This window comes from Streptococcus mitis, assembly GCF_009496285.1.
Lineage (GTDB): Bacteria > Bacillota > Bacilli > Lactobacillales > Streptococcaceae > Streptococcus > Streptococcus mitis_BP.
In genome coordinates this window covers 97512-109964 of the sequence record NZ_WIJK01000003.1, presented here as the reverse complement: position 1 = coordinate 109964, position 12453 = coordinate 97512, and the positions used below count along the sequence as shown (strand labels likewise).

General features: G+C 40.7%; 14 protein-coding genes. All 14 read left to right on the top strand.

Annotated elements, in window-relative coordinates; genetic code table 11:
• On the top strand, window positions 1-1675 hold a 1675-nt coding region (locus tag GEZ89_RS01985; protein WP_153224771.1), incomplete at its 5' end, for an LPXTG cell wall anchor domain-containing protein.
• Window positions 1676-1850: 175 nt separating this feature from the next.
• On the top strand, window positions 1851-2981 hold the full coding sequence (gene hemW, locus GEZ89_RS01980; protein WP_153224770.1) for a radical SAM family heme chaperone HemW: 1131 nt from the start codon (window positions 1851-1853) through the stop codon (window positions 2979-2981).
• 4 nt (window positions 2982-2985) lie between these two features.
• On the top strand, window positions 2986-3723 hold the full coding sequence (locus GEZ89_RS01975; RefSeq protein WP_153224769.1) for an acyl-[acyl-carrier-protein] thioesterase: 738 nt from the start codon (window positions 2986-2988) through the stop codon (window positions 3721-3723).
• Window positions 3724-3733: 10 nt separating this feature from the next.
• Window positions 3734-4507: a TIGR01457 family HAD-type hydrolase gene (locus GEZ89_RS01970; RefSeq protein ID WP_153224768.1), complete on the top strand. Its 774-nt coding sequence runs from the start codon at window positions 3734-3736 to the stop codon at window positions 4505-4507.
• Entirely contained in the window at window positions 4497-5120 is a 624-nt protein-coding gene (locus GEZ89_RS01965) for a TIGR01906 family membrane protein (RefSeq protein ID WP_153224767.1), read from the top strand. The genes GEZ89_RS01970 and GEZ89_RS01965 overlap by 11 nt, the downstream gene beginning before the upstream one ends.
• A gap of 210 nt (window positions 5121-5330) precedes the next feature.
• Window positions 5331-5732 (top strand): Spx/MgsR family RNA polymerase-binding regulatory protein, encoded by a 402-nt coding sequence (locus GEZ89_RS01960; RefSeq protein WP_045763368.1) that lies wholly within the window; start codon window positions 5331-5333, stop codon window positions 5730-5732.
• The gene (locus tag GEZ89_RS01955) at window positions 5733-6011 is read left to right on the top strand and encodes a UPF0223 family protein (RefSeq protein ID WP_153224766.1); all 279 of its coding nucleotides are present in this window, start codon (window positions 5733-5735) and stop codon (window positions 6009-6011) included.
• Window positions 6001-6768, top strand: coding sequence for an inositol monophosphatase family protein (locus tag GEZ89_RS01950; protein ID WP_153224765.1), 768 nt, complete (start codon window positions 6001-6003; stop codon window positions 6766-6768). The genes GEZ89_RS01955 and GEZ89_RS01950 overlap by 11 nt, the downstream gene beginning before the upstream one ends.
• A 6-nt stretch (window positions 6769-6774) precedes the next feature.
• Window positions 6775-8088 carry an RsmF rRNA methyltransferase first C-terminal domain-containing protein gene (locus tag GEZ89_RS01945; RefSeq protein ID WP_153224764.1) on the top strand — a complete coding sequence of 438 codons (1314 nt, stop codon included), beginning with the start codon at window positions 6775-6777 and terminating at the stop codon, window positions 8086-8088.
• Window positions 8089-8198: 110 nt separating this feature from the next.
• Window positions 8199-9077 carry a phosphate ABC transporter substrate-binding protein PstS gene (locus GEZ89_RS01940; RefSeq protein WP_322741467.1) on the top strand — a complete coding sequence of 293 codons (879 nt, stop codon included), beginning with the start codon at window positions 8199-8201 and terminating at the stop codon, window positions 9075-9077.
• Window positions 9077-9994 (top strand): phosphate ABC transporter permease subunit PstC, encoded by a 918-nt coding sequence (pstC, locus tag GEZ89_RS01935; RefSeq protein ID WP_045763363.1) that lies wholly within the window; start codon window positions 9077-9079, stop codon window positions 9992-9994. Before GEZ89_RS01940 ends, pstC begins: the two co-directional genes overlap by 1 nt.
• Window positions 9984-10868 carry a phosphate ABC transporter permease PstA gene (pstA, locus tag GEZ89_RS01930; RefSeq protein WP_045763362.1) on the top strand — a complete coding sequence of 295 codons (885 nt, stop codon included), beginning with the start codon at window positions 9984-9986 and terminating at the stop codon, window positions 10866-10868. Before pstC ends, pstA begins: the two co-directional genes overlap by 11 nt.
• Before the next feature lie 10 nt (window positions 10869-10878).
• Entirely contained in the window at window positions 10879-11682 is an 804-nt protein-coding gene (pstB, locus tag GEZ89_RS01925) for a phosphate ABC transporter ATP-binding protein PstB (protein ID WP_153224763.1), read from the top strand.
• A 12-nt stretch (window positions 11683-11694) separates the two neighbouring features.
• The gene (gene pstB / locus GEZ89_RS01920) at window positions 11695-12453 is read left to right on the top strand and encodes a phosphate ABC transporter ATP-binding protein PstB (protein WP_153224762.1); all 759 of its coding nucleotides are present in this window, start codon (window positions 11695-11697) and stop codon (window positions 12451-12453) included.

Below are 12453 nucleotides of genomic sequence, written 5' to 3'. Positions count from 1 at the left end.
AGTACCAAACAGTGAATTACCAGACGGTAAAGTACCAGGTACAGGTAAGATTACAGAACCAGGTCAACCAGCAGTTGAAGTTCCAGTAGAAACTCCAGCTAAGGTAACACCAGAAACACCAGTAACTGAAAAACCAGGTAAGATTGAAATCACTCAACAACCAAATGGAAATGCGATTGTAACGCCTAAGAAACCAGATGGTTCAACATACCCACCAAAAACTACGGTAGAAATTCCAGGTGAAAATGGCACACCAATCACAGTCACAATTGGCGACAATGGTTCAGGTGAAGTACCAAATGACAACCTTCCTAAGAAAGATGTCCCAGGTACAGGAACAGTAACCGAACCTAATAAAAAACCATCACAACCAGTAGATGTAACAACACCAGCTCGTAAGACACCAACACTAGATGTTGAACAAGATCCTAAGACAGGTGACGTTACAGTAACACCTAAGAAACCAGATGGCTCAACATTCCCACCAGGAACTAAGGTAGAAATCCCAGGTAAAGATGGTAACCCAATCACAGTCACAATCGGTGAAGACGGTAAAGGTAAAGTACCAAACAGTGAATTACCAGACGGTAAAGTACCAGGTACAGGTAAGATTACAGAACCAGGTCAACCAGCAGTTGAAGTTCCAGTAGAAACTCCAGCTAAGGTAACACCAGAAACACCAGTAACTGAAAAACCAGGTAAGATTGAAATCACTCAACAACCAAATGGAAATGCGATTGTAACGCCTAAGAAACCAGATGGTTCAACATACCCACCAAAAACTACGGTAGAAATTCCAGGTGAAAATGGCACACCAATCACAGTTACAATTGGCGACAATGGTTCAGGTGAAGTACCAAATGACAACCTTCCTAAGAAAGATGTCCCAGGTACAGGAACAGTAACCGAACCTAATAAGAAACCATCCCAACCAGTAGATGTAACAACACCAGCTCGTAAGACACCAACACTAGATGTTGAACAAGATCCTAAGACAGGTGACGTTACAGTAACACCTAAGAAACCAGATGGATCAACATACCCACCAGGAACTACGGTAGAAATCCCAGGTAAAGATGGTAACCCAATCACAGTCACAATCGGTGAAGACGGTAAAGGTAAAGTACCAAACAGTGAATTACCAGACGGTAAAGTACCAGGTACAGGAACAGTAACCGAACCGAACAAGAAACCATCACAACCAGTAGATGTAACAACACCAGCTCGTAAGACACCAACAGTAGATGTTGAACAAGATCCTAAGACAGGTGACGTTACAGTAACACCTAAGAGACCAGATGGCTCAACATTCCCACCAGGAACTAAGGTAGAAATCCCAGGTAAAGATGGAAACCCAATCACCGTAACAATCGGTGAAGACGGTAAAGGTAAAGTACCAAACAGTGAATTACCAGACGGTAAAGTTCCAGGTACAGGTAAGATTACAGAACCAGGTAAACCAGCTGTAGAAGTTCCAGTAACAACACCAGGTAAGGTAACACCAGAAACACCAGTTGCGCCAGTAACACCTGATACTAATGAAGCTAAGTCAAATGATTCTCAAAAAGTATTGCCAAATACTGGTACTGAATCAAATGCGACTCTTGCCTCTCTAGGCCTTCTTGGTATTCTAGGCGGTCTCGGACTTGCTTTGGGAAAGAAAAAAGAAGACTAAAAATTTAGTCAAATAAACATTCATTCTTTTGTGTTATAAAGACAAACTAGATTGGTTCTGGGAATCATGTTAGTCGTAAAATAAAAAGAATGTTTAGATAAAGAAAGCGAACAATGCTAGGATTTTGTTAAACGGAATTCTAAGTATTGTTCGCTTTTGTGGTATAATAAATACTATGCAGAAGAAACCGACATCAGCCTACGTGCATATACCATTTTGCACACAGATTTGTTATTATTGTGACTTTTCCAAGGTCTTTATTAAAAATCAGCCAGTAGACAGCTATCTAGAGCATCTACTGCAAGAATTTCATTCTTATGATATTCAAAAATTGCGTACACTCTATATTGGTGGTGGGACACCGACAGCCTTGTCTGCTTCTCAATTGGAAGTTTTGTTAGATGGATTGACTAAAAACCTGGACTTATCAATGTTGGAAGAATTGACCATCGAGGCTAATCCTGGTGACCTGGATGCGGATAAGATTGCTGTTCTGCAAAATTCTGCAGTTAATCGTGTTTCACTAGGTGTTCAGACCTTTGATGATAAAATGCTGAAAAAGATAGGGCGTAGTCATACGGAAAAGGATATTTATGAAAATATCGACCGCCTCAAACTTGCTGGTTTTGACAATATTTCCATTGACTTAATTTACGCACTTCCTGGTCAGACCATGGACCAGGTCAAGGACAATGTTGCCAAGGCTATCGCTTTGGACATTCCCCACATGAGTCTCTATAGCTTGATTTTGGAAAATCATACGGTCTTTATGAATCGCATGAGACGAGGGAAACTACCTCTTCCTAAGGAAGAATTAGAAGCAGAGATGTTTGAGTATATCATTGCAGAACTAGAAAGAGCTGGCTTTGTGCACTATGAGATTTCTAACTTTTCTAAGCAAGGCTTTGAAAGTCGTCACAATCTTATGTACTGGGACAATGCTGAGTATTATGGAATCGGTGCTGGTGCGTCTGGCTATGTAGACGGTGTTCGCTATAAAAACCATGGGCCGATCCGCCATTATTTAAAGGCGGTAGAAGAGGGAAGTGCTCGTATCAATGAGGAACACTTGAGTCAAAGGGAGCAAATGGAAGAAGAGATGTTTCTTGGCCTTCGCAAGAAGTCAGGTATTTCCATGGCGCGCTTTGAAGAAAAATTCGAACGGTCTTTCCAGGGACTTTATGGACAAATTGTCAGAGACTTGGTGCAACAAGGTCTTATGCAGGTTGAGGGTGATCGTGTTCGTATGACCAAGAGAGGTCTCTTTTTAGGTGATACAGTAGCAGAACGATTTATATTGGAGTAAAATTATGGGCTTAACTTATCAAATGAAGATGAAAATTCCTTTTGATATGGCTGACATGAATGGTCATATCAAGCTACCAGATGTGATCTTGTTGTCCCTCCAGGTATCAGGGATGCAGTCAATTGAATTGGGAGTGAGTGACAAGGATGTTTTAGAACAGTATAATCTGGTCTGGATTATCACAGATTACGATATCGATGTTGTACGTTTACCTCAATTTGCTGAGGAAATCACCATTGAAACAGAAGCTTTGACCTATAATCGTCTATTTTGCTACCGCCGATTTACTATTTATGATGAAGATGGTCAAGAAATCATTCATATGGTAGCTACCTTTGTCCTTATGGATCGTGAGAGTCGAAAGGTTCATCCTGTAGTACCAGAAATTGTCGCTCCTTATCAATCTGAGTTTTCTAAGAAACTAGTCCGTGGGCCAAAATATACAGAGCTGGAAGAAGCGATAAGCAAGGACTACCACGTTCGTTTTTATGACTTGGATATGAATGGTCACGTCAATAACAGCAAATACCTAGATTGGATTTTTGAGGTCATGGGAGCAGATTTTCTGACCAATCATGTTCCTAAAAAAATCAACCTCAAATATGTCAAGGAAGTTCGACCAGGAGGCATGATCACTTCTAGTTATGAATTGAATGAACTAGAAAGTAATCACCAAGTCTCAAGTGATGGCGACATCAATGCTCAGGCAAAAATAACTTGGCAAGAAATTAACAAAGATTAGAAGGAAATGTATGACTTATAAAGGATATTTAATTGATTTAGACGGAACAATCTATAAGGGGAAAGATAGAATCCCAGCAGGTGAAGCTTTTGTTCATGAGTTACAAAAAAGAGAGATTCCTTATCTTTTTGTGACAAACAACACCACTCGTACACCTGAAAGTGTTCAAGAGATGCTAGCCAATCACTTTAACATCGATACGCCTGTATCGACCATCTATACTGCAACCTTAGCGACTATTGATTACATGAATGACCTAGGACTTGATAAGACAGTTTATGTCATCGGAGAAGCAGGGCTCAAGGAAGCAATTCAAGCAGCAGGATACGTTGAAGATAAAGAAAATCCAGCCTATGTGGTTGTTGGCTTGGACTGGCAAGTAGACTATGAAAAATTTGCTACGGCAACCCTAGCTATTCATAAAGGAGCTCATTTTATCGGTACCAACCCTGATTTGAACATCCCAACGGAACGTGGACTTTTGCCTGGTGCTGGTTCACTGATTACTCTTCTTGAAGCAGCAACTCGTGTAAAACCAGTTTATATTGGAAAACCTAATGCGATTATTATGGACAAGGCTATTGAACACCTAGGACTTGAGCGCCAAGAAATTGTCATGGTGGGCGATAATTACCTGACTGATATTCGAGCTGGTATTGACAATGGCATTCCTAGTCTTTTGGTGACGACAGGGTTTACAAAACCTGAAGAAGTAGCAGACTTGCCAATTGCACCAACTCATGTCCTTTCAAGTCTAGCGGAGTGGAATTTCGATGAAAACTAAGTTTACTTTTGTAGGAAGTATTCTCTTTCTCCTCTCGCTTGCTATTTTATTGACAATATACCTAGCATGGCTAATCTATCCTCAGGAAATTTCTTGGTTAAACTTGACAAATCGTGTTCATCTGCAACCTCAGATAATCCAGCATAACTTTAATGTTTTGATGGATTATTTGACCAATCCATTAAATCAAGCATTGGAAATGCCAGATTTTCCTTCATCTGCATCTGGAATCCATCATTTTGCGGTTGTGAAGGGTTTGTTCCATCTGGCTCAAGGAGTAGCACTAGTAACTCTACCGATATTCTATCTTTTTTGGAAGCAAGTCATTCAGAAAGGATTTCTATCTCTTTACCGTAGAGGTCTCTTAATCATGCTCTCGCTACCTTTGGTTCTTGGTTTAGTTGGTGTTTTCATTGGATTTGAGCAGTTCTTTACTTTGTTTCATCAAATTCTTTTTGTGGGAGATGATACTTGGCTTTTTGATCCAGCAAAGGATCCAGTCATTCTTATCCTACCAGAGGACTTTTTCCTCCATGCCTTTCTTCTATTTTTCTGCTTGTATGAATTGATTTTTGGATTTATGTACCTACAGAGTAGAAAAACAAATAGATAAGTGAAGAAAAGTATTACTGATTCCAAATAAAATCTAGGAAAAAACTATCGTTTGTAACATGAATATGTCTATATTTAAGCAGAACATTCACATTTGATTCTAAAAAACCTATTTTTCTTGAAAAAGTAGGTTTTTTTACGGAAATAACTAGTCAAGCGCTTTATTTTTTTGTATAATAGGAATAGAAAAGTATGTAAAGAAGAGGAAAGCATGATTACACTATTTTTATCACCGAGTTGTACATCATGTCGTAAAGCAAAGGCCTGGCTCGAGAATCATAAAGTGCCCTTCCAAGAGCATAATATTATGACCAGCCCTTTAACGAGAAAAGAACTGCAACACATTCTTTCCTTGACCGAAAATGGTACTGATGACATCATCTCGACTCGTTCAAAGATTTTTCAAAAATTGAATATTGATGTAGAGAGTATCTCAGTATCGGAGTTGCTTCATTTAATTGAGCAGTATCCGAGTCTTTTGCGTCGTCCGATTATTATTGATGCAAAGCGGATGCAAATCGGTTTTAATGAAGATGAGATTCGTGCTTTTCTCCCTCGTAGTTACCGTAAACAAGAACTGAAAGAAGCTACATTGAGAGCTGGTATTAATTAGATGAATAAACAGTATAGTTACCCACTAGATTTGTCGTGGAGCACTGAAGAACTTGCTTCAGTGCTTTCTTTTTTTAATGATGTTGAAGCAGCCTATGAGACCAAGGTAGAGGCAAAAAAACTACTAGATTCCTATAAGGGATTCAAAGCGATTGTTCCAAGCAAGAGTGAAGAAAAACGCTTGGGCCGTGAATTTGAAACTGCGAGTGGTTACTCCTTCTATCGAGCTCTCCAATTGGCCAAAGAACAAGGGGAAGGGAAGATTTCGCTTGGAAAATAAATTTATGTTTGCCAAAGAGATTGTCAAGGAAGCAGGAGACTATATTCTAGCTCATATGCAGGAAGAATTGCATATTGAGAGAAAATCATCCCCTACAGACTTGGTGACTCGTTTGGACAAGGAAGTTCAGAATTTTTTGATTGATAAGATTCGTTCGCATTTTCCGGATGACCAATTTTGTGCAGAAGAGGGATGTCTACGTGCTTCAGTTGGACATGGATCTGTTTGGGTCATTGATCCCATTGATGGTACCAACAACTTTGTCGCCCAAGGTGATGATTTTGCCATTATGGTAGCATATTTTGAAAACGGTGTGGGCCAGTTTGGGATCATTTATGATGTCATGAAAGGTCATTGTTATCATGGAGGAGGTTCTTTTCAGGCCTGCCTCAATGAGGAACCCTTGCCTAGTTTTAAGGATAAGCCCTTGCGAGATTTTCTAATTGCGAGCAATGCTGGCATGTTGGAAACAAACGCCTGGGGTGTGGCAGAATTGGCTAATGCTTCACTTGGTGTACGAATATATGGAAGTGCGGCTATCAGCTTTTCAAAAATATTATCTGGTCAGCTATTGACCTATATCACCTATCTCCAACCTTGGGACTATGCTGCAGCTGGTATCATTGGAAAAAGTTTAGGTTATCAGATTGTAACCTTAACTGGAGAGCCGGTGGATTTTCAGACACGACAACCAATCATGATGGTTCCAACAGACAAGTTGGCAGAAATCCAATCCTATATCTATGAAAGGAAATAAACTTACATGCAATTTCCAGAAGGATTTGTAAAAAAATATGAAGCAATATTGGGAGATGAGGCAAGAGCTTTTCTTGCCTCTTTTGATGATGAGGCAGTTTCTGCCTTTCGCATCAATCCCTTAAAAGAAAGCCAAGTTTCTTTTTCAGATGCTATTCCACATACACCCTGGGGCTACTATGGAAAGGTTTCTGGAAAATCTCCTGAGCATGTAACAGGTTTGGTCTATTCCCAAGAACCTGCTGCACAAATGGTTGCACAAGTAGCGCAACCAAAACCAGGCATAAAGGTCTTGGATTTGGCAGCGGCTCCCGGTGGGAAATCAACTCAACTGGCAGCTTATCTAGCAGGTGAAGGACTACTTGTTTCCAATGAAATTTCTAGCAAGCGAGCTAAGATTTTGGTTGAAAATATGGAGCGTTTTGGTGCAACAAATGTTGTTGTAACCAATGAATCTGCCGATCGTTTTGCTAAAGTATTTAAGGGATATTTTGACCTAATTGTCCTAGATGCACCATGCTCTGGAGAAGGGATGTTCCGAAAACAACCAGATGCCATGGATTATTGGAGTGTAGAATATCCAAGCCAATGTGCTGACTTGCAGCGTGAAATTCTAGAGGATGCGGTCACCATGTTAGCTGATGGTGGTCGTTTGGTATATTCAACCTGTACCTGGGCTCCAGAAGAAAACGAAGAAATTGTCAAATGGTTATTGGATAGTTATGATTTTGAATTGATTCCAATCGAACCTATCAATGGTATGGCTCCTGGGATTGATTTTCCAGAGACAGCTCGGATGTACCCACATCGTTTTAAGGGAGAAGGTCAGTTCGTGGCCCATCTTCAGTTTAAAGGTCAAAACAAGGCTGGGAAGTTCAAATCTTCTAAGACTAATCTCAGTCGCGAACAGTTGAGTTTATGGCAAGATTTTGAAAAAAAACATCTAAAGATTAATTTGCCAGGTATTTTACAGACTTTTGGAGACCAACTGTATCTCTTACCAGAAGTCCTACCAGATTTGGGTAAACTTAGGATTGCACGAAACGGACTTCATCTTGGAACCTTTAAGAAAAAACGTTTTGAACCAAGTTTTGCTCTTGGTTTAGCCTTAAAACCAAGCCAAGTCAAGCAAGTCATTGAAATACATCAAGAAGACTTCGTTAAATACGTAGCTGGTGAGACAGTTCAATTGTCTGAAACTTTGCCAAATGGCTGGTACCAAGTTTTAGTTGGTGGGAATGGTCTAGGCTTTGCAAAAGTGACCGGAAATACCTTGAAGAATTATTTCCCTAAGGGTTTGAGGTTTAAGGTAAAAAACTAGTCAAAATCATTATTCTATGTTATAGTGGAATTATGGATTTTTTGCATAAAACATTAGAAAAATAGGGCGGAATTCCAAGCTATTCATCATTATTTTCAAGGAGACAAATAGTGAAAAAATTTAAAAAACTCACCCTCTTTCTTGCAATCCTTTTACTTGCTGGTTCACTAGCAGGATGTGCAAGTTGGATTGATCGTGGGGAGTCTATGACTGCTGTTGGTTCAACTGCTCTCCAACCTTTAGTCGAGGCGGCTGCAGATGAATTTGCATCAGCTCACATCGGAAAAACAGTCAATGTTCAGGGTGGTGGTTCTGGTACAGGACTGTCGCAGGTTCAGTCAGGAGCAGTAGATGTCGGCAACTCCGATGTATTTGCGGAGGAAAAAGACGGTATTGATGCCTCAGCATTGGTCGACCATAAGGTAGCTGTTGCAGGTTTGGCTGTTATTATCAATAAAGAAGTAGATGTTGATAATCTAACGACGGATCAGCTCCGACAAATCTTCACAGGAGAAATTACCAACTGGAAAGAAGTCGGTGGGAAAGATTTAGCCATCTCTATTATCAATCGTGCGGCAAGTTCAGGTTCTCGTGCTACTTTTGACAGTGTGATCATGGATGGGCAATCAGCAATGCAAAGTCAGGAACAAGATTCAAATGGGATGGTCAAATCAATTGTTTCTCAAACCCCTGGAGCCATTTCCTACTTAGCCTTTGCCTATGTTGATGACTCAGTTGGGACTATCAAACTCAATGGTTATGAACCAATTTCAGAGAATGTAACCACGAATAATTGGCCTTTGTGGTCTTATGAACATATGTATACACTTGGTGAGCCAAATGAATTAGTTGCCGAATTCTTAAACTTTATCCTTTCAGACGAAGCTCAGAACGGAATCGTTAAAGGAATGGGCTATATTTCTGTTAAGGAAATGAAGGTTGAAAAAGATGCTACAGGGACTGTAACAGCGCTAGAAGGGAGTCAATAATGAACCAAGAAGAATTATCTAAAAAATTGCTCTCTCCGTCAAAGAACTCTCGTCTTGAGAAATTAGGGAAAAGTCTGACTTTTGCCTGCCTCTCTTTGATTGTTATCATTGTGGCTATGATTTTAATCTTTGTAGCCCAAAAAGGTTTATCAACCTTCTTTGTCAATGGTGTGAATATCTTTGATTTTCTTTTTGGTGCAACTTGGAACCCTTCAGGTAAACAGTTTGGCGCCCTTCCAATGATTTTAGGTTCCTTTATCGTTACCATCTTATCAGCTCTTATTGCAACACCATTTGCCATTGGGGCAGCTGTCTTTATGACAGAAGTATCGCCAAAAGGAGCTAAGATTTTGCAACCTGCTATCGAACTCCTAGTCGGGATTCCTTCGGTAGTTTATGGATTTATCGGTTTGCAGGTCGTCGTACCTTTTGTACGTAGTGTCTTTGGTGGAACAGGTTTCGGTATTTTATCAGGGATTTTCGTTCTCTTTGTTATGATTTTGCCGACTGTAACCTTTATGACAACGGATAGTCTACGTGCAGTGCCTCGTCACTACCGTGAAGCAAGTTTAGCTATGGGAGCGACTCGTTGGCAAACCATCTGGCGTGTAACCTTGAAGGCTGCTCGTTCAGGGATTTTTACAGCTGTTGTCTTTGGGATGGCGCGTGCCTTTGGTGAAGCCCTTGCGATTCAGATGGTTGTTGGTAACTCAGCAGTTGTTCCAACTTCATTGACGACACCAGCAGCGACTTTAACATCTGTATTGACCATGGGAATTGGTAATACCGTTATGGGAACTGTTGATAATAATGTTCTTTGGTCACTGGCCTTAGTATTGCTCTTGATGAGTTTGGCCTTTAACAGTGTGATTAAATTGATTACGAAAGAAAGAGGAAAGAAAAACTATGCACGCTAAGAAATTAGATAAACTTGCAACAGCTGTCCTCTATACCATCGCAGGAATCATTGTGACCATTCTTGCTTCCTTGATTCTCTATATCTTGGTTCGAGGCTTACCTCATGTTTCTTGGTCCTTCTTGACTGGAAAATCATCTTCTTACCAAGCAGGTGGAGGTATTGGAATTCAGCTTTATAATTCCTTCTTCCTTTTGGTCATCACCTTGTTCATCTCTGTGCCTTTGTCAATGGGAGCTGGGATTTACTTGGCTGAGTATGCCAAAAAAGGCCGTGTTACCAACTTCGTTCGTACCTGTATTGAGATTTTGTCTTCACTGCCATCAGTCGTAGTCGGTCTCTTTGGTTACCTCATCTTTGTAGTTCAGTTTGAGTATGGATTTTCAATTATTTCTGGTGCCTTGGCTTTGACCGTCTTTAACCTTCCACAGATGACACGTAATGTTGAAGACAGCTTAAAACACGTTCACCATACACAACGTGAAGCTGGTTTAGCACTTGGACTTTCTCGTTGGGAAACAGTTCTTCATGTCGTTATCCCCGAAGCCTTACCTGGTATTGTTACGGGTGTTGTCCTTGCATCAGGTCGTATCTTTGGTGAAGCTGCGGCTCTTATCTATACGGCAGGACAATCAGCTCCAGCTCTTGACTGGTCAAACTGGAATGTTCTCAGTGTAACCAGTCCGATCTCAATCTTCCGTCAAGCAGAAACCTTGGCCGTCCATATTTGGAAAGTCAACAGTGAAGGAACTATTCCTGATGGAACCCTTGTTTCAGCAGGTTCTGCTGCGGTGCTCCTAATCTTTATCTTAATCTTTAACTTTGGAGCTCGCAAACTCGGAAGCTACCTACACAAGAAATTAACCGCTGCCTAAAGGAGAAGCCATGTCAAAATATAACTGGGATGAAAAGCATATCATCACCTTCCCTGAAGAAAAAGTGGCCCTCTCTACCAAGGATTTACATGTTTACTACGGTAAAAATGAATCCATCAAGGGCATCGATATGCAATTCGAAAAAAATAAAATCACGGCCCTGATTGGTCCGTCTGGATCTGGGAAATCAACCTATCTACGCAGTCTTAATCGTATGAATGATACCATTGATATTGCAAAGGTTACAGGACAGATTCTCTATCGAGGTATTGACGTTAACCGTCCAGAAATTAATGTTTATGAAATGCGTAAACACATCGGAATGGTTTTCCAACGTCCAAACCCATTTGCTAAATCAATCTACCGCAACATCACCTTTGCACATGAACGTGCAGGAGTTAAGGATAAGAAGGTCCTTGATGAAATTGTAGAAACCTCACTTCGCCAGGCTGCCCTCTGGGATCAGGTCAAAGATGACCTTCACAAGTCAGCCTTAACGCTTTCAGGAGGCCAGCAGCAACGTCTCTGTATTGCCCGTGCTATTTCAGTAAAACCAGACATCCTCTTGATGGATGAACCTGCATCAGCCTTGGATCCGATTGCGACAGCCCAGCTTGAGGAAACTATGCTTGAGTTGAAGAAGGACTTCACCATCATCATCGTGACCCATAGCATGCAACAGGCTGCGCGTGCGAGTGATTACACTGGATTTTTCTACTTGGGTGACTTGATTGAGTATGATAAAACTGCAAATATTTTCCAAAATGCTAAGCTACAGTCAACAAATGACTATGTAACTGGACACTTTGGTTAGAGAGGAAATAGTATGACAGAACCGATTTTGCAGGTTTCAGACCTGTCAGTCTATTACAATAAAAAGAAGGTCTTGAATAGTGTTTCCTTATCATTCCAACCCAAGGAAATTACAGCCCTTATTGGTCCGTCTGGATCTGGAAAATCAACACTTCTAAAGGCTATTAACCGAATGGGGGATCTCAATCCTGAAGTGACGACAACTGGATCAGTGGTTTATAACGGTCACAACATCTATAGCCCTCGTACCGATACAGTTGAATTGCGTAAGGAAATTGGAATGGTATTCCAACAACCTAATCCTTTCCCTATGTCTATCTATGAAAATGTCGTTTATGGTCTCCGCATTAATGGGGAAAAAGATAAGAACGTTTTGGATGAAGCAGTAGAGAAAGCTTTACAGCGTGCTTCAATCTGGGATGAGGTCAAGGATCGCTTGCATGATTCAGCAATTGGTCTATCAGGTGGACAACAACAACGTGTCTGTGTAGCCCGTGTATTGGCGACTAGTCCAAAGATTATCCTCTTGGATGAACCAACTTCAGCCTTGGACCCTATTTCTGCTGGTAAGATTGAGGAAACCTTGTATGGTCTAAAAGACAAGTACACCATGCTCTTGGTCACTCGTTCTATGCAGCAGGCATCTCGAATCTCTGATAAGACAGGATTTTTCCTCAATGGAGATTTGATTGAATTTAACGATACCAAGGATATGTTCCTCTATCCTCAACATAAGGAGACAGAGGACTACATTTCAGGTAAATTTGGATAA

Excerpts from the sequence above, each read along its gene's own strand:
- hemW (WP_153224770.1), top strand. The coding sequence starts at position 1,851 with ATGCAGAAGAAACCGACATCAGCCTACGTGCATATACCATTTTGCACA.
- GEZ89_RS01975 (WP_153224769.1), top strand. The coding sequence starts at position 2,986 with ATGGGCTTAACTTATCAAATGAAGATGAAAATTCCTTTTGATATGGCT.
- GEZ89_RS01970 (WP_153224768.1), top strand. The coding sequence starts at position 3,734 with ATGACTTATAAAGGATATTTAATTGATTTAGACGGAACAATCTATAAG.
- GEZ89_RS01965 (WP_153224767.1), top strand. The coding sequence starts at position 4,497 with ATGAAAACTAAGTTTACTTTTGTAGGAAGTATTCTCTTTCTCCTCTCG.
- GEZ89_RS01960 (WP_045763368.1), top strand. The coding sequence starts at position 5,331 with ATGATTACACTATTTTTATCACCGAGTTGTACATCATGTCGTAAAGCA.
- GEZ89_RS01955 (WP_153224766.1), top strand. The coding sequence starts at position 5,733 with ATGAATAAACAGTATAGTTACCCACTAGATTTGTCGTGGAGCACTGAA.
- GEZ89_RS01945 (WP_153224764.1), top strand. The coding sequence starts at position 6,775 with ATGCAATTTCCAGAAGGATTTGTAAAAAAATATGAAGCAATATTGGGA.
- pstC (WP_045763363.1), top strand. The coding sequence starts at position 9,077 with ATGAACCAAGAAGAATTATCTAAAAAATTGCTCTCTCCGTCAAAGAAC.
- pstA (WP_045763362.1), top strand. The coding sequence starts at position 9,984 with ATGCACGCTAAGAAATTAGATAAACTTGCAACAGCTGTCCTCTATACC.
- pstB (WP_153224763.1), top strand. The coding sequence starts at position 10,879 with ATGTCAAAATATAACTGGGATGAAAAGCATATCATCACCTTCCCTGAA.
- pstB (WP_153224762.1), top strand. The coding sequence starts at position 11,695 with ATGACAGAACCGATTTTGCAGGTTTCAGACCTGTCAGTCTATTACAAT.